This window comes from Methylophaga sp. OBS4 (assembly GCF_026319305.1).
Lineage (GTDB): Bacteria > Pseudomonadota > Gammaproteobacteria > Nitrosococcales > Methylophagaceae > Methylophaga.
The window spans coordinates 1-23524 of sequence record NZ_JAPDMV010000010.1; the positions used below are offsets into that span (position 1 = coordinate 1).

Genomic DNA, 23524 nt, shown 5'->3' on the forward strand with positions numbered 1-23524 from the left:
ATGTTAAGGTGTGGGTTTGTCAGCCATGTTGAGATTGATCTGCAGTGTTCACACGCATTAGAAAATTATTTCGTCGACGAACTTGACACAAACAATACGACACTTATTCTGTCTGGCGTGGACAGTACTGAACTGGATGGGGTAGCCAGATCATTCCCGGCGAAACTCTTCAAAGGTTCGGTTTATTCGAGGAAAAGGTTTTACTGATTAATTAGTTCACATGAGCTGACAAAGTAATAGTTGCCACTCCGATCCGCTTTCAGAGGCAATTCCCTGCCGGTCTGCTCCTTAATGCGCTTTTTCATCCTGCTGATAAAGGTATCCAAACGCCTGTTGTCATATTCAATCCAGCGATACCCTTGGTGCTCTACAAACCGGCGCTTGGAGAGCAAATTTCTTTCACTATTAAACAACAATTCAAGAAAAGCAGTTTCTCTCTCCGTCAGTTCAGCTTTGTGAGCCTCCGGCGTGAGCAGGAACCGACCATGGCTATTGAGTTGCCACATAGGAGGACTATGATGTTCCCCGCTAAAACGCCGGGAAAGTGAATACAAGATGGCGGTAAGTTCGGAAGGACTGAATGGCTTGCCCAGATAGATATCTGCGCCTTCAATATAGCCGCGTACTTTGTCTTCGGTAGAGTCTCTTACGGTCAGAATGATAATGCCGATATCGTAATTGTCATCTCTGAGTTTCTTGGCAAAATCATAGCCGCTCCCATCCGGCAGATTGATGTCCACGATGGCGATGTCTGCCTGGCCAACCAGCTGACTGGCCTGATTGATCGTTTCTGACCTGATTGGCATAAACCCCATCTTTTCAACGACTCTTTCAACCAGCTGGCTAACACCTTCATCATCGTCGAGTATCAATACTTTCATTTATATCTCCGAAAAAACGTGATTCTACTTAATGCAATAGTGTCCCCCAACCTTTGTAAGGATATGTAAGTTTGTAACAAGGTGAATGGAGATAAGATCCCAAGCATTAGCAGTTTAAACAATCTTAGCGCATTGCAAAGCGGGCTATACTGAACATACCATACCGCTGCTCCCTGATTGTTTTTTCAAAACATCACTTATTCTCGCTCAATCATCTATTATGTTGTCCGGCTCATTTTCATCACATGATCACAATCTATTGAATTTTCAAATTATCCAAGTGAGAACTAATTCCACGAACCTCAAGACGGAGTTATGAATCAATGCACTGGAAGCTAAATCTAGTTTCAGATGAGTTCTATATCACAGAAGAACTTCTCAGTGCCCTCGGCTGGGAATTTGAGCCGGTCAATCTCGATTTTAAGCAGTTTATGAACCTGATCGCTGTCAAGGATCGTGATAGGGTTCAGCACGCACTCCAAAACGTCGCAACGGGCAACAAGCCTGCTATCATAGAATACACTGTCATCCTGCCTGATCACGAAAAAAGAGTAATCAGGCAGACCATCAGCCCACTCGTCAATCAAATAGGGCTGGTAACCGCTTTGACAGGAACATTAGTCGACATATCCGAATTATGGAAGACCAGAAAGCAAACAGAGAACCTCTCCAATTTCTTCAATGAAGCAAAGCTGATTACCCATATCGGCAGTTGGGAAACGGATTTGGCTGAAAACAGACTTTATTGGTCTGATGAAACTTGCCGCATGCTTGGTGTCCTGCCCAGCCAGTTTTCTGAAAAATTGGACGAGTTTTATCAGTTAGTTCTACCGGATGACCGGAACAAGATTTTTAAACAGTATCAAAACGGTACCGCTGATAATGAACTGTTTGAACTTGAATACCGGATTCGGCGTGCCGACAATCAAGAAATACGATGGTTATATGAACGAGGCAGAAATATTTCTGGTAACGGACATTCAGCTCAGCACAGGCTGGGTATTGTTATGGATGTGACAGCGCGTAAAAAAATGGAGGCCCTGGTTCAACTGGAAAATATCGTCTTTCAGGAGTTACTCTCGCAGAGCCCTCTGGATGACGTCATCAACGCCATTGCAAACGGCATCAAAGAAGTCATCTACGATGTTGCAACCAGTATTCACCTCATTGATCGCGCCCATGACAAAGTTGAAGCTTTCTATGCGCCGAGCATACCCGCCGAACTCAGCGATCTCATCAAGTCTATTTCAATATCAGATCTGCTCGGCCATACCAATCCCGGCCCCCCAAACGCACCGACGGTAATCATTCGAGATATGCCCACAGACCCTGTATGGGCTGACTTATATCAAGGCAGGCATGACTGGCCATACCGGCAAAGCCACTCCTTCCCGATTATGACCGCACAACAAGAACTCATAGCCGTTCTGACAATCTATTATCCGAACAGCAGCTCCCCTTCACCTGAAGAAGAAAACATTATCAGGCGAATTTGCCATCTCTACACCATCACAATCGAAAAACATCACAACCATCAAGCCCTCATGTCCAGTGAGGGCCGATTCCGGCACATATTCAATGATTCTGCGACTGGCATCGCGATCACAGATCTGGACGGCAAGCATCTGGAATTCAACCATGCCTACCGCCAACTGCTCGGTTACACCGAGTCTGAACTGAAACAAAAGGACATAAAGTCGCTCACCCATCCAGCAGACTGGAAAAAAAACCAATCTCTGCTGAAAACGGTTATTGCCGGTGAACGTGACAGTTTCATAATTGAAAAAAGATTCATCGGCAATCATAAAAAAATCGTCTGGGTGCGGATGAGCGTCACCGCCCAGAAAAACTCCCAGGGCAAACCCATCAGGTTAATTGGAATCTGTGAAAACATCAGCGAACGTATCCGGGCAGAAAAAAAGCACGCTGAAGCGCAGGAAGTGATTGCTCATCTTTTCACCAATCTGCCTGGTATAGCCTACAGAGGTATAGCGGACAAACACTGGACAATGCTGTTTTTAAGTCAAGCAGTCAAAGAGGTGACCGGCTATGATGCACAAGACCTGATTCATAACAGCGTTATAAGCTTTGCAGAGTTAATTCATCAGGACGACCAGTCCCGGATAAAAAGTGAAATAAACCAGGCTGTTAAGGAAAACCGGAGCTTCCAGGTTGAATACAGAATAATTCATGCAGATGGCTCCATAAGATGGGTCTGTGAACAGGGAAAAGCTCTCAGCCATAAATCAGGTGATGGGCACATCCTGCTGGATGGTTATATGACCGACATTACGGCCCAAAAAGCCGCTGAACAAACCATTGAAGAAAATGAAGAACGGTTTGAGCTTTTACTCAAGGCATCCAGTGATGCTATCTGGGATTGGAATTTAACCACTAACACCGTCTGGCGCAGCAACGGCTTTGAATCATTATTCGGCTACAAAGCAAATGAACTCCAGCCCTCCTTATCGCAATGGAAGGAGTTAATGCATCCTGAGGATAGAAAAAAGATTAGCGACGACATCGAAGCTTTTATTGCCTCCACTGAAACCAAATGGTCTGTCTCATATCGTTACCTGCGTAAAGATGGTGGTTATGCCCATGTTTTAGACCGTGCCTATCTGATACGGGATGCCGGCAATAACGCTGTCCGGATGGTCGGCGGTATGACGGATGTGACCGAACGCATGGTCCTGGAGGAAAAGTTACTTCAATCTCAGCGACTTGAGTCTATCGGTCAGCTTACGGGCGGTGTCGCCCATGACTTCAACAATATCCTCACCGTCATGCTTGGCAATGCCGAAATGATCATTGAAGAAACGACCAGCGGCGATCAGGTAAATGAAATGGCACAGATGATTGTCGAAGCAGCCAGAAGAGGGGCTGAACTGACTCAAAGTCTGCTCTCATTTGCCCGCAAGCAATCACTGAAACCGCAGAAGGTCGACATCAATACACTGATCAGAAATATGAAACCATTGCTGCTGCGGACTATCGGCGAGCCGATTCATTTCGAACATGATCTGAATCCCGAACTCTCGTTTGCCAAAGTCGATCCGGGACAGCTTGAAAATGCCCTTCTCAATCTGCTGCTTAATGCCAGAGATGCAATGAAAAATGGCGGTGTACTCAAGATATCAACTCAAAACACCACCTTAGGCAAGGATTTTGCCGTAAATCGGGATGTCGTTTATGGTAAGTACATCATGCTCAGTGTTTGCGACAATGGTGCGGGGATCTCGGCAGACAATCTGCGGTGGGTTTTTGAACCCTTCTTCACCACTAAACCCAAAGGCAAAGGCACCGGCCTGGGCCTGGCCATGGTATATGGCTTTGTCAAACAATCAGGTGGCCACATCGAAATCAACTCTACTCCCGGCCAAGGCACTCGTGTAGATATTTATCTGCCAAGCTTCAAAGGCAACCACCATAAAAATAAAAAGCTGGTCGATGATGCAATCGCTATGCAAGGACGTGAAACTATTCTGCTTGTCGAGGATGACGATTTGGTCAGACGTTATGCTCGCCAACAGTTGACCAAACTGGGGTATATCGTGGTTGAAACCGATAATGCCAAAGATGCACTCAAACTGCTCGAAACGCACCATCCTGACTTGTTATTCACTGATATTATTCTGCCCGGGGGAATGAATGGTATCGAACTTGCTGAGGAGGCAAAAAAAACAGCTGATGACTTGAAAGTTTTATTCACCTCCGGTTACACCGATAACGCTGTCGTTGAAAAATACCGGAAAAAGTCCGGCTTTCAACTGCTGGCCAAGCCCTACAAGCGTCAAAAGCTGGCCGCCGCGGTGAGACAGGTACTGGATTAATCGATCATGATGAACACAACGCACCCGATAGACACTAACCGGCTGCTCATTCTCGAAGATGACATCAATGTAGCCAAGCTTATATCGAATATTGCAATAAGAGCAGGTTATGATACTCACATCACCACGACGCCAGACGAGTTCTGGGCGCGAATGACTGACTGGAAACCGGCCTTTATTGTCATTGACCTGATCATGCCTGATATGGATGGTGTTGAAGTCCTGTCCAGGTTATCAATGCGTAACTGCAAATCCAGAATCATTATTACCAGTGGTGTCGGAAGCCGTATTCTCAGCGCCGCGCAACGCAGTGCACTTGAGCAGGGGTTGGATGTTGCAGGTGTACTGCCCAAACCCTTTGCAACATTACAACTCAAATGCCTGCTCTATGCCGACAAACAAGCAGACTTAGCTAAAAATTTACTCCTGGAAAGCGAACAACGCCCGCCTGTCACGTTCCATTCTCTCGCAGAAGCGATTGAAAAAAAACAGCTCATTGCTTTTTTCCAACCCAAGATCGACTGTGACTCCGGAAAGTTAGCCGGCTTTGAAGTTCTGGCCAGGTGGACACACCCGGAAGAAGGGCTCATTTATCCGGATGAGTTCATCAGCATTGCCGAGCAACTGAATCTGATACAGCCTTTGACTTATCATGTTATTGAAACATCGTTCACCGATTTCACTCGTTATCTAGATATCGCAAGGCGCACCGATCCAAAGCTGGCAGAGACTATCACTATTTCTATAAACATCTCTGCCAAAGCACTCGATGACCAGGCATTCGCGACTAACATACTATCTTTGTGCACAAAACATAACATCCCTACCCGACAAGTCGTGCTGGAATTAACCGAAAGCAGCGCAATGAACGACCCGATCACATCCCTCAAGATGCTGACCCGATTGCGGATGCAAGGCTTTCAGTTAGCTATTGACGATTTCGGGATCGGCTATTCTTCGGTAGTGCAGCTGATCAGGCTGCCTTTTTCGGAAATCAAGATCGATAAGTCCTTTGTCATGACAGCAAAGACTGATAAAGAATCGTTGTCGGTTATCAAGTTTATTATTGATCTGGGTAACGATCTGGGCTTACAAATCACTGCGGAAGGCGTCGAAGACGAAGAAACGCTGATTATTTTGAAATCATTAGGTTGTAATCAGGCCCAAGGTTATTTTATTTCTTACCCAATGCCAGCTGATGAATTACTGAAAACCGCTGAAGCGTTGACATGCACTAACTCAACACTGATCTGACTGTTAGCGTTTCTCAGAATAAAACAGCTCGCGAATTAAGGCTTCGTACTGAAACAGCCAAGACCAGCAACATCCCCTGGTCAGGTATTAGAAAAAATAATAATCCGGCACTTGTTGACACAGTCCGCTATCAAATACACGCTGAAAGTCAGCATACGAAGGCTACGCTGTTTGCACAGTTGAACACCTGATAAGAGTATCCATGAAAAAACTTTTTGCCATACCGCTTATTTTTGTCAGCGTACAAGTCTGGGCCGACCATCCCGCCGTTGCCTTTGGCAATGAAGGAGCGGGACCTATCAGTACAATTAGCGCCACCACTATGCCTCATGGCAGTTGGAGCGTCGGCATCAGAACTGAGATCATCGAAAATGATGCTTTCAGTCACCAAAAACTGGAACGCTTTGCCGAGCAAGGCCTTGAAGGTGTGCATAATATCGATCGCATTCGTAACACCTCATTCTCAGCCGCATATGGCGTTACGGACGATCTGACCTTAAGCGCCAGACTGCCCTATATCGAACGCGACAATATCCGTGAAAGTGAAATTGAAGATGGTGAAGCAGAAGCCCACGAACACGGTGATTCATCAGGATGGGGCGATGTGTTGCTGTTTGGACAATACCGCCTGTTTGGACAGACTTCACAAGACGCAGCACTGTTATTCGGTATCAAAACACCCACCGGCGAAACATGAAAAAGATGCCAACGGTCAACGTTTCGAAACGGAGTTTCAACCCGGCTCCGGCTCTTGGGATTACCTGCTCGGGCGGCGTACAGCTATAACCAGGATAAATTCGGTTATCACGCCAATGTGTTAATGAATAAAAAAACAGAAGGTACGCAATCCACCGAAATCGGCGACAGCCTGACTTATAACCTGGCGGTGACCTACCGGCTTAATGGACATACACACCATAGCCATGCTGGAAATCCCCATACCGACACCAACTGGGATGCAGTGCTTGAGTTCAACGGCGAAACGCGGCGTAAAAATAAAATCGGCTCACACTCGGAGGATAATTCCGGTGGTACCACTATCCTGCTGGTCCCCGGCTTGAGGGTCTCCGCCGGTGATTTCAGCGGCTTTGTCTCTATCGGCTTGCCGTTCATAGAAAATATGAATGGTAAGCAAACCGATATCGATATGCGTATCTTGGCCGGTGTTGCGATAGCGCTCTTCCCCCCCTCCCGAGCCTGTAAATAACGCGCTGTTTTTTATTGCTTACTACTTTTTCTTCTTGCCTTTTTTATCTTTCTTGGCTTTTTTCTTGTTCTTATCTTTCTTTTTATCTTTGTCTTTCTTCTTGTCCTTGCTTTTATCTTTAGCTTTTTGCTTATCTTTTTTCTTGGTTTTTTCAGGCTTGGGCTTACTTACAATGGTTTTAGCCTCTGCTTCTGGTTGCTCTGGTTGGGCAGTGGCGCTTTCCGGGAAGCAAGCCAGTTTTAATTGGTGAAAACGCGTAACACAATATTTGACTTGTCCGATAGATAAGCCAGTCTCTAATGCAGCCTGAGCGTGTGTTGCGCCGGCATGAATGGCGAGTAATGCCGCAGCCCGCTGGCTGTATTTATTATTGCCCGCGGCTATTTGTTTACAGATGGTGACTTCTTTTGGCGCCAGCAATGTCTTCCTTGCCTGGCTGGTACTTGTCTGTGTTGCCATTCATTTCTCCCTGAAGATTGAACTGACGTTTGTTTATGAAATTTGTACCTGCCGTTCGTCCGCCCCGGCAGAATTGGCAGGCTCAATATAAATTCTGATATCGGGTTCATTATCCTGTTCCATCACAATGGTAGGTTCCAGCAGCACGCCGATTTTTTTGCTAATTATCTCCGTCGACAACTCTTTGCTAATATCAAAGTCGATCAGTGACAGTTTAGCGCTCCGACAGGCCTGAGAAATGATTTTTTGCCGTTCAGTCTGAGCTGCCGTGCCACTCAGTTGCACTACACAACGTGGCGATGAGTTCAGTTTATCTATCAACACAAAGTCGACACAAACTGATTCGATCTGCTGCTTCGCCTTCAGAATAACTGCCTGCTTTTGTTTGCCACTGATTTTTATTAAATCAGCAAGCCGTACTTTTGCGTAAATATCATATTCGTTGGATACCGCACTATGCAGTTTGGTTTTAAAAGCGCGCTCGGCAATATTGAAAAGCGCAGTTTGACGTTCAAACGGGATATTTAATGGATTGGATTTACGTGTCGCTCTGATTAACCACCACAAAGCCAGTAGTAAAAAAATAAGTGTTAATGCCAAAGTCTGCATGTTCTTCCTCTTAATCAAGCGGTTGCCATATTTACAGGCTGACGTCTTGGCCCCCAGTTGCCGGGCAGTGGTTCAAAGATACCGACACAAGGCGTGCCACAATTTAAACATCTGCCCTGCTCGTCCAGTTGCCATTCAGATAATTGATACCAGTCTCGGCCGATAAGTAGCTCGCCACAATGGTGGCACCAGGTACTATCAGCCTGTTTGTCGTGCATATTACCCACGTAGGCGTAATGAATTCCGTTATCCAGTGCAATTTGTCGCGCTTTTTGTACGGTTGCGCAGGGGGTAGACGGTTTGTCCATCATTTTCCAGTCGGGATGAAACACGGAAAAATGCATCGGCACATCGGGGCCCAGATGTGCCATTACCCACTGACACATTTCATTAATTTCAGCTTCCGAGTCATTTTCGTCCGGAATAATCAGGTTTGTGATTTCGAACCAGACATCGGTTTCGTGCTTAAGATATTCCAGCGTTTCCAGCACAGGCTGCAAATGCGAACCGGTTATCTTATGATAAAACTTTTCAGTGAAAGCTTTCAGATCGACATTGGCGGCATCCATATATCGATAAAATTCTGCGCGGGGCTCAGGACAGACATAACCTGCTGTAACTGCCACGGCTTTGATATCCCGCTCATGACAGGCTTGCGCTACATCTATCGCGTATTCATGAAAGATAACCGGATCATTATAGGTGAAAGCCACACTGCGACAGCCTAATTGTTCTGCTTTAACTGCTATCTTTTCAGGTGTTGCTGCAGCCATCAAGGTATCCAGCTCTCGTGATTTGCTGATGTCCCAGTTCTGGCAGAACTTGCAGGCCAGGTTACAACCCGCCGTACCGAATGACAGCACAGGCGTACCCGGCAAAAAGTGATTAAGTGGCTTTTTCTCGATCGGGTCAATGACAAAACCACTGGAACGGCCCCAGGTGGTCAGCACAATAGCACCATCCCGATTTCCCCGCACAAAACATAGCCCGCGTTGTCCGGGGTGCAATTTACAAAAGCGCGGACAAATATCACATTGCACCCGGCCATCATCAAGTTTATGCCAGTATTTGGTGGCAACAACCTCACCAAAATCGTTGTGTCCAGGTTGTTTGGGTTTCATTTCAATCCACCTCCAGATAAGGAGATATTGCAATAAATATCAGTAAGGATGATACTAATCTAATCTTACGCCGATAAGCGGAGGATTGTCATGGAAATCATTCGCCCCAGCGCAGTGGCAGGCCTTTTCTACCCCGCAGACACCGATACGCTTAACCATATTATTGCAAACGAGCTTGATAAGAGCGTCAGTTCAACACCACTTACACCCAAGGCCTTAATCGTACCGCATGCCGGTTATGTTTATTCAGGTGCCATTGCGGCCAGTGCCTACCGATATCTCAAGCCACTCAAACACACGATTAGCCGTGTGGTACTGATTGGACCGTCACATCGCGTGCCTTTTGACGGTCTGGCGGTATCTGGCGCCGACTGGTTTGAAACACCGTTGGGACTCGTTGCCGTTGATCGTCATGCCAGCAGCAGTATCATGTCAATTGAAGGTGTTCATGTTCTGGAACACGCGCACGCCCGTGAACACAGCCTGGAAGTGCAGTTGCCGTTTTTGCAATATCTACTGGACGATTTCAAAATCGTGCCTGTGGTAGCAGGACATGCCAGTCCGCAACTGGTTGCGCAAGTACTGGAATCACTCTGGGGTGGGCCTGAAACGCTTATCGTCGTCAGTTCTGACCTCAGTCATTACCTTAATTACGACACTGCCCGTGAAATTGACGCAGAAACCTCTGAAGCTATTATCAATCTTGATAATCACCTTATTGATGGTTATCACGCCTGTGGCAGTGTCGGCATCAACGGTCTGCTGCTTTATGCTCGCCGTCATCAGCTCCATGGACAAGTGCTCGATTTAAGAAACTCAGGCGATACCGCCGGTAAAAAAGACAGTGTCGTCGGCTATGGAGCTTATCTGTTTAATTGAATCATGCTACCAAAAGACGAACGCCATTTGCTGAAAAAAATAGCCCGCGACTCAATAAGCTACGGCCTCAAATATGATGAAGCCATGCCTGTTGAACTTGGTGTCCTGCCGCCATCATTCACACAACTCAGTGCCTGTTTTGTAACGCTCTATCGGTCAGGGGCACTTCGCGGTTGCGTCGGTTCCCTGCAAGCACATCGGCCGCTGGCCGTGGATGTCGCCAAAAATGCTTATTCAGCTGCTTTTCGTGACTGCCGCTTTAAGCCTGTTGATAAAACCGTATTACCCGAACTTGATATTCATATTGCCATTCTGACACCTGCCAATGAAATTGCCTGTACCACCGAACAGGATTTACTGGCCCAATTGCGTCCGGGTATTGATGGTTTAATTATCGAAGATAAGGATCACCGAGCCACTTTCCTGCCCGCTGTGTGGGAATCTTTGCCTAACCCGGAAAGATTTGTACAAGAGTTGAAATGTAAAGCTGGCCTGGCCAGCGATTACTGGTCAGCCCAATTACATTGTTATCGCTATCAGGTCGAATCATTTTAATCCGCCAGAATAAACAGGGCTCGTATTTATACCGAAACAACCTGGAATTATGACCGACTCAGTGTTCCAGAACCCGACTGGTGTGATGGCCATAAAAATGCTCGGCCACGGCCTCCACAACTGAATCAGCCACATTGGCCGGTCCCGCTTTGCGGTCGTCCTTGGGCAGGTATTTTCCGGTTCTTACCAGACAGGCCTGTAGCCCCGCCGCCAACGCGCCCAGCACATCGGCCTCAACATCATCACCAATCATCAACACCTGTTCAGGCTGACAGCCCAGCGAAGATACGGCAGCGTGAAAAAAACCTGCGGCTGGTTTACCCAGAATACAGGCTTCAATATCCGCAGCGTACTCCAGTGCCTGGATAAAAGGGCCGGCATCCAGTTGCAACTGACCGGCACTTTTAAAATAGCGGTTACGCCCTATGCCGAGTAGAGGTGCGCCCTCCATCAGCAAGGAAAAGGCCCGGTTCAGATGCTGATAATCAAAACGCTCCGCTGCATCGGCAACCACAACCGCATTGGGATTGCTCTGATCCAGTTCAGAAAACTCAGGTTCCAAATCGGGATGTATCAGGCAATACGGTCGTAATTGTTGTTGCAGGCAGATGTGTTTCACTGCAACCGGTGCGGTGAAAATATCCCGTTGATTCAGCGTAAAGCCCATGTCCTGCAGACTGTGAAGGATATCAGTGCTGGTTGAACGTGAGGTATTGGTGACAAACCGCATCGGTACCCCGCTCTGTTGCAACTTGCTGACGGTATCAACTGCACCGGGCAGCGGCTGCTTATCAACATGCAACACACCGCTGATATCAAAAAGAATCGCTTTGAGCATCACAAAAACCTCCCTTTTGTGAAAGCGCGATTAAAGTATGCGCCAAAGCCCGGAGAGACTCAAATCAGGTAGGTTCCGTCCAAATACAGCATTTTGTTCGGAATATTAGCCGTTATTAATCACTGATCAACCTGAACTTTATTTAAGAAAACAACACGCGGTTAGGCAGGAATCCCTATCTACTTCTCTCACAGAAACGCGGGTTTGGTTTATCGGTCCCAGGTTAATTACCCCTCCTGTAACCAATAAAAGCTGAACGGGGGAATCACCAGTGCATTTTTGAAAATATCCGGTCGCTGACCACTGCACAAATCAAACAACTGGCCATACTGCGGGTCACCCCAGCTGCCCAGTTCGTCCAGATTCAGATGCTGCGGTTTATCGTTGAAATTAGCGACCACCAGTACCCGATCCTGCTGTTGATAAATACTGAAACGCTCAAAAACAAATAAATGTGGATTACCGCCATCAAGCAATTGACGATTATTAAAGTCGGCAAACACGTCAATTTCCTTGCGTATTGCAATCATACGTTTGAGGGCACTGAATATTTGATATTCCGGTGTGCCCGGCTGATTACGCAGTTCGGCTTTTTCCCAATCAATCGTAGGACGGTGGACCCAGCGTGAATCGCCCATCTTGTGTGGGTCTTCCAGGAATGACACATCATTGACCGTGCCTAGTTCATCACCATAATAAAGCAGCGGAATCCCACCAAAAGACAGAATCAGGCTGTGCAGCAGCAGAATGATTTTGATGGCATCCTCAACATCCTCCATATCGCCCTGTTCCAAGGCATATTCCAGACCGACCAGTGAGGCCAGAGAACCGGAAATACGTGCGTCACCTGTTTTCTCATTCTGACCGAACGGTAGACCACGGGCATGAGATTCATCAAAACGGCCCATGAAATAATCGATAAGAAATTTACGGTGCCGAGCCGGTTGATAACCTACCAATTCAATATCACGATCATCAAACCCCAGACCAATATCATCATGACAGCGAATATAGTTAAGCCAGGTTGCCCGATCCAGTTTCACCGGCAGGCTCTTTATTCCCTGGTTGAGAAGTTGCGTGTTCTTGGTCGCGACCGCATCCCACATCAAGGCCATAAAAGTGGCGTTATAGGCAATTTCGCACTCTTTGGCGATAACAGCGTCTTCCCCAAAATACTTGGCTACCTCCACCGGCGCCACAATCGCCTCGGCGATATAAAGAACACTCGGCGCGGTCACCTGGCAGCAGTCTTTCAGCAGTTGCAGGATCAGATGTGCTTCCCGCTCATTCTGACAGGTACTGCCGATTTTTTTCCACAAAAATGCCACCGCATCAAGACGCAAAATATCAGCGCCCTGATTCGCCCAGAACAAAATGACATCCAGCATTTCAATAAAGACGGCCGGATTGGAATAATTCAAATCCCACTGGTAGTCATTAAAGACCGTCATCACCCAGCGGCCCATATCTTCGTCCCATGTAAAGTTGCCGGGTGAAGTTTCAGGGAATACTTCCGGCATGCTCTGCTCAAACATATCCGGCACATTACGATTCTCAAAGGTATAAAAATAATCCTGATACACCGGATCACCCTGCCGCGCTTTTTGTGCCCATTCATGTTCATTTGAAGTGTGGTTCAACACCACATCCAGGGTCAGCAGAATATCTCTTTCATGCATGGAACGGGCAAGCTGATTAAGATCCGCCAGCGTACCGGCCCGTTCATCAATTTCACGAAAGTTACTGACCGCATATCCGCCGTCACTGCTACCGCGCGGGCAGCGCATGATGGGCATGATATGAACCAGATTAACGCCCAGTTCCTGAAAGTAGTGCAGATGGGCTTCCATGCCTTTCAGATCACCGGCAAAACCATGACTGTATAAAGCCATACCTACCCAGTTCTGGCTTAAAAACCAGTTATGATCGGCTTCACGCTCAATATCACGCTGCCGCAGATCTTCCGGCCGGTTAATATACTGCCAGGCCATGGTTTCAACCAGGCGCTGTGCCTGTTCCTTGAAGTCGTCGCGGTCACCGTACAACCGGTCAAACAAGGAATGAATCGCGTAAAAATTCGCGCCCAGCCGGGTGTAGAAATAGCGTAGATCCTGTTTTGAGATCCCGGCTTCGATCTCATTAAGAATGTCATTTAAAAGCGTATGCGCTTGCTGCTCGTACATGAAGTTCCTTCGTGTCTGTTCTCTGGCTTTAAGCTGAAAAGCCTTGATAAAAGGCCTTGTTTTTACTGATGGCACCACGTTGGCCGACTACTTTCGAGGCAAAAGCCTGTGCCTTTTCCAAGGTCGAGGTTATCGGCCAGCCCGCCATCAAACCATGAATATACATAGCGGTAAACGCATCGCCGGCCCCCACCGTGTCGACTACGGTTGTTGCTTGTGCCGGAGCGACTTGATGAAACTCTCCATCCTGACTGCGTACGACGGCCCCTTTTTCACCACAGGTCACAATAAGCTGATCCAGATGAAAATGGGTATGCATACGCGTCATGTCCTGATGCAGATCCGCAGAACGAAAACCCAGCGACTCCAATTCATCCTGATTCAATTTCACCCATCTGGCCTGCTCCAGCCAGCGGCACAGATCTGTTTTCTGCCACCAGGGTGCGCGAAGGTTGACATCAACAAATATCGCCAGATTTTCCGCCTGTGTCAGTGTTTGTAAGGTCTGGTGTGAAACCGGATTTCTGGCCGCCAGTGATCCATGGTAGAACAGGCCTGACTGCGGCGGCTGTTTTAGCTCGTCGTAATCAATAAAGTCATACGCACTGTCGATGGCAATATCATAATGAGGTTGATTATTCTCAAGGCTCACGATAACGCGGCCGGTGGGATGTTTTGTATCACGCTGCACATTTTCGGTTGTCATGCCCCAGCTCTGCATCTCGCTGAGAATGGCATCACCCAGCGCATCATTTCCAACCCGGCTGATGAATTGTGGCTGATCTCCCAGGGCCTGCAGATGCCAGGCAACATTGAATGGGGCCCCTCCCAGAACCGATTCTCCATTAGCAAAACAATCGAATAAGGCTTCACCGAATATAGTTAGGGTTTGTTGACGTTTCATGATGATTCTTCTGCAGTATGCGAATGACAAAAATGCGGCGCAAAATGCGCGACTCCCTGCAATACACCCGCCGAATAATTGCCATTAATGTCCTGTTCGTCGCTTTTGGCAAGATACAGGGCTGACGCATGGCCTTTATGCCGGGAGATATCCACCGCGGCTTGTTTGATTTCAGCACTGGCATTATCAACCAACACTGACTGAATACGGCTGGTAAGCACCGGCAGATCATTACCACTGTCACCGGCAAAAATCACCTCATTAAGTGCATAGTCCAGTTTTTTCTGTAAAAACTCTATGGCATGTAATTTTGTGGCGTGCTTAGGCAACACGTCAAGCAGGCCCACATTTTTCGGTTCATCGATACTCCATAACACGCTGACTTCCACCCCAGCATCTGATAGACAGGCTTCTATACGGGCAAAGATGCTGTCCTTATCAAGATATAAAGGCAGGTAATAACTGAGTTTATGCGTGTTTTGTTTGCTGCTTTCCTGCAATCGCAGTTCACTGATCGGTTTCAGCAACTGTTTCAGTTGAGCATGAGTTTTGCCATGCCAGTCCTGGTCTATCTCGGCCTCCCATTCGACCATCTGCTGCCAGCTGCCTTTGCCTATTTGGTAAATCTTGGTGCCGACATCAGTGATCGCATAATCAGGCATGGGCAATGCGTAGTTTTTAATCGCCTGCTTGACTAATGTCACATGCCGGCCGGTCACATAAACGAGTTTGACATCCGGCCGGTTGCAAAAAGCGTTGAATTGCTTGCGTGCATCAGCCGGTTCGGGCTGAAATCCATTGGGAATAATGGTTCTGTCCATATCGGTACACAACAGTAATTTCTGTTCTGGCATTGTTACGCTTTCTGCTGTTTGGGTTTATTAAAAAACTGATAATGCTCAAGCGCTTCCAGAATCCCGGCAGCAAAAGGCCTGGTGGCGAAGTAAATATGCTCGATATCAATCAGCTGAGACAATTCTTCGTGATGACGATTAGCAACCACGGCTGCGAGGGTATTGCCACGCATCATGTCTTCGTCGGCGCCGGAACCACCGGCAACAAATATATGCTCCAGTGGTATCTGCCAGCGATCGGCGACGTAGCGTAGCGCCATCCCTTTGGATGCCCGGATCGGCAGAATATCCAGATATTGACCAAATGCGACCTGCACATGAACGGCCTGCTCTTCACGGTGCAGCTGTCGTTTTATTTCTTCAACATCGGCAATCTCGGGATCGATGTAATAACTCAGTTTAAAACGGCTTTGCTCTGCTTTTGGCTGCCGCTCCAAGCCCGGATATTCATCCAGCAGTTGCCTGACTTTATGCGGTGTCCAGTGATAATCAATATGTTGTGCCCAGCCGGTGTCAGGTGTCAGTTTAGGCGCGTAGTATATTTCGGTACCGGAGCTGGTAATCAGAATATCCGGCTCCGGAATTTTGTGTTTTTTCATCAGCCGTAAAGCCGCATCAAGACGGCGGCCGGTAGCGATAGCAAATTTGGTGGTTTTACGATGCTCCCGCAGCAAAATAATCAAACCCTGCAATGACACATCGTCGCCAATCAGGTTCAAATCCAGATCACTGACAATGGCACCTTCCGCATAAACCGGATGGATGCGCTCCACCGGTTTGCGGTTGAGCAATTCAGAATGGTGAATTATCGGTTTCACCAGCTGCAGATAACGTTTGGCATGAGCCTGCCAGGAATAATGCCTGGTTACACCTTCCAGGCCCTGGCGGGAGAATTCCTGCCAGCGTTTCCGGTTAGTCAGCAATGACAGCAAAGCATCAGTGATCGTCTTCGCTTCCAGTGGGTCAACCAGGTAGCCATTATGGCAGTTGCCGATAATGTCCCGCGGTCCGCCGTCTTCAGTCGCGACAATCGGTAAACCGGAAGCTGCGGCTTCAATCAAGGTCAGACCAAAAGGTTCAGTCAGGGCCGGATTGACAAACACGCCGCCTGAAGCCGCAGCAATACGGTAAATCAGTGGTACTTGATCGCGTTTGTGATGCTTGGGTAAAGCCACTTTACCGTAAAGATCATAACGATCGATGGCAACCAGCAGCTCGTGGAATACTTCCTGTGCCCCTATTTCCAGATCATCAATATCATCACGGTTACCGGCCACTATCAACAGATTGCCTAATTGTTGCAGTTGTATTGATTCACCATAGGCCTCAAGCAGCGCACTGATGTTCTTGCGTTTATCCGGCCTCGACAACGCCATAATAATGGGTTTGTTCGGGTCGGTCAGATGTTTGGTCAACGTGGCATGCAAATCGCTTTGTAACTCATCACCTGTCGGTGGCTTAAACTGCTTGATATTGGTGCCCGGTGGAATAACCCGCATTTGCTCAGGTTGATAATGATCATAGATTTCGTATTGTTCTTCAATTTCCTGATGGGTGCTGGTGATCACCCGTTCCGCCGTTGCCAGCGTAATTTCCTCGGCTGCCACCCGCCGGCTCATATTGTAAAGTTGTTCGATCTGCTCACCACTCAAACCACTGGCGAGCAACCTTCTGCGCTTGACCCGTCCCAATGAATGACCGGTATGGATCAGAGGGATACCCAGCAGACTTGCCACATGGGCACCGACCAGGCCGGCATCGGCATAGTGACTGTGAATCAAATCAGGAAAGCGGCCGCTTTGTCTGAAAAAGTCAGCCAGGTTATCGGCAAAAGTATCAAGGTGTTCCCATAAATGCTCTTTGTAGATGTATACGTCGGGACCGGCATCAATACGAACAATTCGCAGTTTGTCGCTGAGTAGCTCAATCGGCTCGGCATAGTCGCGGTCAACCCGATCATCCACAACACGCCGCGTTACAAGATCGACTTTTGCAACCTCAGGTAATTCAGCCAGAGCCTGTGCCAGTTCGAGTACATACAGGGTTTGCCCGCCAGTATCGGCATCACGGCCCAGTTCAAGATTTTGTCCACGTATCAGACCGTGCACACTGATCAAGGCGATGTAGATCTTCCCCGATTGTTCGCTCATAGCAAAATCATTCTCCGGTTATTGAATAAACATCCTTATCAGACCGCCCTGGGGTTCACTCCTCTGAATGTCACAGTAAGTTTGTGAAGCAATATAGTATTGATGTATCACAGCACTGTGACAGCATACAACAGTTGAAATGACAAACTGCCGGGCTCCTTCATCAGAGTCAGGACAGGCTTATACCGGCAGAAATCGTTTATTGTCAGGACATAACATTACTATAACAGAGGCCGCTGACTGTCAGCCTCTACAAAGTTATTTGAACAACGATTTAACTTTGGCGCTGAGTCTATGGAAGAAGCGGTGTTTACTGCTGGCCGCCTCGCTGGTCAGAAAGTTAATCTGAATAGACTGACGCTTGCCTTCAAAACTGGGGTAGCCATGCCAGCAGTTATCGGTGACCTTGAATGCCAGTAATGCGCCCGGCCCCGGCGTGATCTCGTCCACATAGTCATCCATATCATCGCCGTTACGCAGGATTCTGAGTTTGCCGGTTGCTGCAGGCCATTGTTCATTCAGATAAATCAGAATAGTGGCGACCTTGGTTTTAGAATCGGTGTGGATACGGCCATCTTTTTTGCGGGAAAAGCCACGCAAGGTCACCATCATTGGCAACTCCATGACTTTGACATCAAACTTGTCACAAATTATTTTGCGAAACTGCGGCGTATCCAGTGAATCAATCAGCTGCTTGAAAGCCGGTCCCATTGCCACATCATCGATATTGTAGCTGCCGCCATCGTCGATAGCTGGAAAATCACTGATGATAGCCGAGATCTCGTTCGCATCAATGGCGTTATCCACTGTAAAAAATGGAAACGGATCGGTTCTCACGGGCGATGCGCTCAGCGCATCCAGATTAAGCACGTTTTGCATAGTTCAGTAACAATTGATTGACAAGCGGTAAGGTTACCACGTCATTTCATTGCCAGAAAGCGCCCAGCCAGTCATAAGTAAATCGACAATTCCCGCCGGCATCGCTCATTATCTGCATCGATCCACGCCTCAACAGCTGCAATCCTGTCAATATAATCAGCCGGTAACGTGTTCTCCCGCGCCCCGGTCAAAACATGGATTTTGTACCAGTCGAAAGGTTTGAGCGTAGCGTCAATATCCGTTGCTATATAGGTATAAGCGCAAACGGTCTGCCCGTTACGGTTCAGTAACTGCACCGGTTTGACTTCATAGCCCTTTCCCAATCCTTCCAATTGATCCAGCAAAGGTTTTTCAGCCTGTTTAAAACGAAACACCACTCCTTGAACCGTATCTGCCGGGTCGCCGGTTACACAGGCATCACATTTGGCCGAACCATCAACATGACTGCGTTTGTGGAAACACAATTGGTGCCCCCTTAATGCAGCGTTGCAGACGAGTTGTGCTGAAGGCACTCTGGCACGCAACCTGCGTACCGACATATTGGAACCATAGGCAAAATACAGAATATGTTCCGAAGCTGTTTTAGTATCAGTTGATGACATGTCTTATCTGACCTGACAACAAACTTAATGACTTCAAAGAATTGATTGATTTAGCCCCGTGATTAACGTTTATAATAATAGTGATTCTCATTTCCAAAAAATTGCACTCAGTCAATCGTGTATCGTTATCGGAGCCAACATAAAAGTGTTTAAATTGGGCAATATCATCAAGTCTGTTTTTTTGAGCAGCTTGATTACAATAGTCGCTTTGACTGTACTGCCAGTTAAGGCCAACGAAGCGCAAAGCGATACGCGCCAATTAATGCAGATAGCTGAATATATCAATGTTGATTATACCGAAGCGGTTAAAGACGGCGAAATCATCAGCGAAGCCGAATATCAGGAAATGCTAGAATTTTCGAGTCTCGCAGTTGAAAAAAGCCATACTCTGGAGGGAGGGGCCGCGGCTGTCGCTGCTGCTGTAAAGCTTGAAAATGCCATTCAGGAAAAACAGGATCCTGCTGTTATCAAGCCCATCACCGTTGAATTACGTAACTTACTGATGGCCATTGCACCTGAAGTCACTCTCTCTGAAAATTTGTTACCTGGCGTCCAAACACAAGTATTATTTCAACAAAACTGTATCGCCTGCCACGGCGCGCAAGGCAAAGGCGATGGCGAATTAGCGGCTTCACTGGAACCTGCTCCTACCGACTTTACAGATAAAACACGTGCTGAGAATCGTTCTCTGCTCGGCCTGTATGATGCTATTACCAATGGTCTTGAAGGCACGGCAATGACCGCATTCTCACAACTCAGTGATCAGCAACGCTGGTCACTGGCCTTCTACGTCGGCAGTCTGGCTTTTGACGGCCAGAAAGACGCTCTTGCCAACGTGCCTGCAGTTATGACACTGCATCAGTTTGTCAGCAACAGCCCCAATACCCTGGCCCAGCAATTTCCTGCCGTAGATAGCCAGCTTCTTGAACAGTTACGGGTCAATCCAACCCCGTTATTTACCACAACCAATCCGCTGGAAATGGCGAAACAACAGCTGCGCGCAGCGCATCATAGTTATTTGAACGGTGATTTCAAGCAGGCACAGGCTTTGGCCGTCAGCGCTTACCTGGATGGCTTTGAGATGGTGGAAAATGCACTCGATGCTTATGACTCCCAATTGCGTAAAGATATTGAAAAGTCGATGATGCAATTTCGGCAACTGACCGGACAGGTTCAGCAACAAGACACACTGGCTCAAACGCTGGACACTGCAATAACACAACTTGATCGTGCACAAAACATGCTCTCTGCCGACACCTTGTCTGACTCAACGCTGTTTACTGCCAGCTTCATTATCCTGCTGCGTGAAGGGCTGGAAGCCTTATTAGTAGTCATGGCACTGCTCACCGTATTGGTTAAAACACAGCGCCGTGATGCGGTCAAATATGTTCACAGTGGCTGGATTGCCGCAATTGCCGCCGGTTTTGGCACCTGGTGGATGGCCCAGCACTTGATCAGTATCAGTGGTGCCAGCCGTGAAATCATGGAAGGTGTAGCTGCTTTACTTGCCGCGGCCGTATTGTTTTATGTCGGTTTCTGGATGCATAGCAAAACCAATGCGATCCACTGGCAGGCTTATATCAGAGACAATATTCACCGCCATCTGAGTACCGGTACGTTGTGGGGTATTGCCGGTCTGGCGTTTATCGCCGTCTACCGCGAAGTATTTGAAACCGTACTGTTTTATCAATCACTGCTGACACAGGCTCAGCCCTCACAATTCATGTCCATCTCAACCGGTTTCTTTGCAGGTGTTGTCGTACTGGCTTTCGTAGCGTGGGTAATGATTAAATTCTCCATGCGCCTGTCTATTGGTAAGTTTTTCTCTTTCACCACCTATTTAATGCTCGCTTTATCGTTTGTATTGATGGGTAAAGCCGTAGCCGCTTTACAGGAAGCCGCCTTGATTGCTATCTCGCCTTTACCATTCAATATCAACATATCCTGGCTGGGCATCCATGCCACCTGGGAAGGTATTTTGTCTCAGCTGCTGATTCTACTGCTATCGCTATTGCTGTTACTGGGCTTCAAGCCATTTAGCCAGCGCCACTCAACCCAGCAAAGCTAATAGAAGCGGCCTCAAAAACAGGGATCGCCTCTAATAAAAAAGCCCGCAGAATGCGGGCTTTTTTAATCCTACTGGTGAAAATAAGTGGGCAAATGCCTACCCCGCCAAAGCCACCTGCACCAGGTTGTCGGTAAAAGTCGGGGCATGCCCCATATCCACGAACTCGGCAGAACTGACGCAATTCACCGTACCTTTATTGAGCTGCCGCCAATACCCTAATGTGGCAACAACCATTCCGGAGTTCACGTCATCCGTGATCTGCGCCACGCCCTCAAAACCGCCCCGATTATTAAAGACCCTGACATTATCACCACTCTGGATATTACGCAGTTCAGCATCTGCTGGGTTAATCATCACAAACTGTTCGCCCTGGCCTTTTATTTTCTGCGCCATATTGGCATAACAGGAATTAAGAAAACCGTGGCTCTTGGGTGAAATAATATTAAGCGGATATCTGGCAGCCAGCTCAGGATTATTCTCAGCCGTCTCCCGGGAAGGCACGTAGTCCGGCAGGCTGTCCAATGCTTCACCCGGCTGAAATCCTTCGTACATCTGGCGAAACGGTGCCGCAACAAAGTTAGTCGCGCCTTCGACTATAAAATGACATTTACCCGTCGCTGTCGGAAAGTTACCTTCCTTATGCGGTGCACGATTATCCCGACTACCCACATTCAAGCGGGCAAAGCCATGCTCGCGTAAATAAGCCAGATCAATGCCATCACAAGCCGGTGCATCCCAGTTCACATAGTTTTGCAGACACTCGGAATCCGACCATCTGAAATTTTCCTCCTCATACCCCATTTTGGCGGCAAGACGGCGGAAAATCTCATTATTGGGGAGCGCTTCCCCGGGTGATTCAACACATTTTTCATTGTATGTCAGATAGAGATGGCCCCATGACAGAATCATGTCTTCCATTTCCGCGCCCATAGAGGCTGGCAGCACGATATCAGCATAAGACGCCGTATCAGACAGGAAATGCTCGGCAGAAACCAGGAACAAATCCTCACGCATCAGCCCCTCGACAATTTTGTCTGTTTCCGCTGCTTGCGTGACCGGGTTGGCGTTCCAGCACATCATTGATTTAATCGGGATATCCAGTGCCATTTCGCCGTTCAAAGCACGGCCAATCTGTATCGCATTAATCACCCGTGTGCCTTCAGGAATCAGATCAGGACGGGAAATAACATCAAACTTGTATGGATGCTCCCAGACCGGGAATTGCAACGCCCCGCCGCCAACATGCCGCCAGGCACCGGTTAACGCGGGTAGACAAGTCACGGCGCGAATAGCCTGACCGCCGCCGTAGTTACGCTCCAACGCCACACCTAAACGAATCGCCGCCGGTTGGGTGGTGGCAAATTCACGGGCCAGCTTGCGGATATCTTCGGCAGCCACACCGGTGATTTTTTCGGCCCATTCCGGTGTTCTGGTTTTGGCTCTCTCGGCTAGTTCCGCATAACCTACGGTGTAATTATCGACATAATCCTGATCCTGCAAACCTTCTGCAATAATGGTATGCACCATCGCCATTGCCAGCGCGCCGTCGGTACCGGGTTTGGGCGCAATATGCCAGTCTGCTTCTTTGGCGGTTCTGGATTTATAAGGATCAATCACCACCACTTTGGCGCCAAGCTTTTGCGCTTCTTTTACAATATGCCAGTGATGCAGATTGGTGCTGACCGAATTACAGCCCCAGATAATAATGTATTTGGAGTGGATAAAACTTTCCGGATCAACTCCGGCAGTGGGGCCAACCGTCAGCAACCAGGCCGTACAGGAACCTTCACCACAGAAAGTGCGTTCGCAAACCGTCGCGCCCATTTTGTTAAAAAAGGCATCGCCGCCGTTCAAACCATGCACCAGCCCTTGATTACCCAGATAGCTGTAGGGAATGATAGCCTGCGGTCCGTATTCAGCAATAATGGCTTTCCAGCGTAGCGTGATTTCATCCAGCGCTTCATCCCAGCTGATTTGTTCAAACTGCCCGCTGCCTTTGGGGCCGACCCGGCGCATGGGATGTAACAGGCGATCCGGATGATAATGACGTTTTTCGTAGTCTTTGAGTTTGACGCAAAGACCGCCACGGGTCAGGGGATGATCAGGATTGCCTTTGACACCGGTCAGCTTGCCGTTTTCAACTTCAAACACCATGGAACAAGTATCGGGACAGTCATGGGGACAGCCCCCGTGATGTGTTGTTTTTAATACACTAGCCATATCGTCTCTCTCCTCGCTATCTATTGAT

The 23524-nt window shown here is 48.0% G+C and carries 19 protein-coding genes; 7 read left to right on the forward strand and 12 right to left on the reverse strand.

Going from position 1 to position 23524, the window contains the following annotated elements; genetic code table 11:
- Nucleotides 1–200: 200 nt before the first annotated feature.
- The gene (locus OMP95_RS04220; protein WP_266326278.1) at nt 201–881 is read right to left on the reverse strand and encodes a response regulator transcription factor; all 681 of its coding nucleotides are present in this window, start codon (nt 879–881) and stop codon (nt 201–203) included.
- Between the two features lie 323 nt (nt 882–1204).
- Here OMP95_RS04220 and OMP95_RS04225 point away from each other — a divergent pair, with 323 nt between their 5' ends.
- The 4 genes from OMP95_RS04225 to OMP95_RS04240 all read left to right on the forward strand — a co-directional run bounded on the left by OMP95_RS04225 (nt 1205) and on the right by OMP95_RS04240 (nt 7175).
- Nucleotides 1205–4714: a PAS domain-containing protein gene (locus OMP95_RS04225; RefSeq protein WP_266326280.1), complete on the forward strand. Its 3510-nt coding sequence runs from the start codon at nt 1205–1207 to the stop codon at nt 4712–4714.
- Nucleotides 4715–4720: 6 nt separating this feature from the next.
- The gene (locus tag OMP95_RS04230; protein WP_266326282.1) at nt 4721–5968 is read left to right on the forward strand and encodes an EAL domain-containing protein; all 1248 of its coding nucleotides are present in this window, start codon (nt 4721–4723) and stop codon (nt 5966–5968) included.
- A 202-nt stretch (nt 5969–6170) separates the two neighbouring features.
- A complete protein-coding gene (locus OMP95_RS04235) occupies nt 6171–6665 on the forward strand; it encodes a hypothetical protein (RefSeq protein WP_266326284.1) in 495 nt (164 codons plus the stop codon).
- Nucleotides 6666–6719: 54 nt separating this feature from the next.
- Entirely contained in the window at nt 6720–7175 is a 456-nt protein-coding gene (locus tag OMP95_RS04240; RefSeq protein WP_266326286.1) for a hypothetical protein, read from the forward strand.
- 21 nt (nt 7176–7196) lie between these two features.
- On the opposite strand, the gene OMP95_RS04245 is transcribed toward OMP95_RS04240, so the two are convergent.
- From OMP95_RS04245 to amrS, 3 genes are read right to left on the reverse strand one after another with little or no spacing between them, the layout of a single operon-like run.
- Nucleotides 7197–7634, reverse strand: a complete 438-nt coding sequence (locus OMP95_RS04245) for a helix-turn-helix domain-containing protein (RefSeq protein ID WP_266326288.1) — start codon at nt 7632–7634, stop codon at nt 7197–7199.
- 33 nt (nt 7635–7667) lie between these two features.
- Nucleotides 7668–8243, reverse strand: coding sequence for a DUF2726 domain-containing protein (locus OMP95_RS04250; RefSeq protein ID WP_266326290.1), 576 nt, complete (start codon nt 8241–8243; stop codon nt 7668–7670).
- 14 nt (nt 8244–8257) lie between these two features.
- Nucleotides 8258–9364, reverse strand: coding sequence for an AmmeMemoRadiSam system radical SAM enzyme (gene amrS, locus OMP95_RS04255; RefSeq protein WP_266326292.1), 1107 nt, complete (start codon nt 9362–9364; stop codon nt 8258–8260).
- Between the two features lie 90 nt (nt 9365–9454).
- Between amrS and amrB the strand changes: the two genes are divergently transcribed.
- Together amrB and amrA are read left to right on the forward strand one after the other, a co-directional pair.
- Nucleotides 9455–10243 (forward strand): AmmeMemoRadiSam system protein B, encoded by a 789-nt coding sequence (gene amrB, locus OMP95_RS04260; protein ID WP_266326294.1) that lies wholly within the window; start codon nt 9455–9457, stop codon nt 10241–10243.
- A 3-nt stretch (nt 10244–10246) separates the two neighbouring features.
- Nucleotides 10247–10798 carry an AmmeMemoRadiSam system protein A gene (gene amrA, locus OMP95_RS04265; RefSeq protein ID WP_266326297.1) on the forward strand — a complete coding sequence of 184 codons (552 nt, stop codon included), beginning with the start codon at nt 10247–10249 and terminating at the stop codon, nt 10796–10798.
- A 58-nt stretch (nt 10799–10856) separates the two neighbouring features.
- Here the strand turns inward: amrA and OMP95_RS04270 are convergent, their stop codons facing one another.
- The 7 genes from OMP95_RS04270 to OMP95_RS04300 form a co-directional block, all read right to left on the reverse strand.
- Nucleotides 10857–11636, reverse strand: a complete 780-nt coding sequence (locus OMP95_RS04270) for a TIGR01458 family HAD-type hydrolase (RefSeq protein ID WP_266326299.1) — start codon at nt 11634–11636, stop codon at nt 10857–10859.
- A 227-nt stretch (nt 11637–11863) separates the two neighbouring features.
- Complete coding sequence (locus OMP95_RS04275; RefSeq protein ID WP_266326301.1) at nt 11864–13819, reverse strand: alpha-amylase family glycosyl hydrolase; 1956 nt, start codon at nt 13817–13819, stop codon at nt 11864–11866.
- A 28-nt stretch (nt 13820–13847) separates the two neighbouring features.
- Nucleotides 13848–14723 (reverse strand): carbohydrate kinase family protein, encoded by an 876-nt coding sequence (locus OMP95_RS04280; RefSeq protein WP_266326303.1) that lies wholly within the window; start codon nt 14721–14723, stop codon nt 13848–13850.
- Nucleotides 14720–15577 (reverse strand): HAD-IIB family hydrolase, encoded by an 858-nt coding sequence (locus OMP95_RS04285; protein WP_266326305.1) that lies wholly within the window; start codon nt 15575–15577, stop codon nt 14720–14722. The genes OMP95_RS04280 and OMP95_RS04285 overlap by 4 nt, the downstream gene beginning before the upstream one ends.
- Nucleotides 15578–15579: 2 nt before the next feature.
- A complete protein-coding gene (locus OMP95_RS04290) occupies nt 15580–17727 on the reverse strand; it encodes an HAD-IIB family hydrolase (protein WP_266326307.1) in 2148 nt (715 codons plus the stop codon).
- Between the two features lie 258 nt (nt 17728–17985).
- A complete protein-coding gene (locus tag OMP95_RS04295; RefSeq protein ID WP_266326309.1) occupies nt 17986–18606 on the reverse strand; it encodes a 2OG-Fe(II) oxygenase in 621 nt (206 codons plus the stop codon).
- A gap of 71 nt (nt 18607–18677) precedes the next feature.
- A complete protein-coding gene (locus OMP95_RS04300) occupies nt 18678–19208 on the reverse strand; it encodes a gamma-glutamylcyclotransferase family protein (RefSeq protein WP_266326311.1) in 531 nt (176 codons plus the stop codon).
- Nucleotides 19209–19398: 190 nt separating this feature from the next.
- Here OMP95_RS04300 and OMP95_RS04305 point away from each other — a divergent pair, with 190 nt between their 5' ends.
- Entirely contained in the window at nt 19399–21276 is a 1878-nt protein-coding gene (locus OMP95_RS04305; protein WP_266326313.1) for a cytochrome c/FTR1 family iron permease, read from the forward strand.
- A gap of 96 nt (nt 21277–21372) precedes the next feature.
- Here the strand turns inward: OMP95_RS04305 and OMP95_RS04310 are convergent, their stop codons facing one another.
- Nucleotides 21373–23496 (reverse strand): molybdopterin-containing oxidoreductase family protein, encoded by a 2124-nt coding sequence (locus tag OMP95_RS04310; protein WP_266326315.1) that lies wholly within the window; start codon nt 23494–23496, stop codon nt 21373–21375.
- Nucleotides 23497–23524 lie beyond the last annotated feature (28 nt).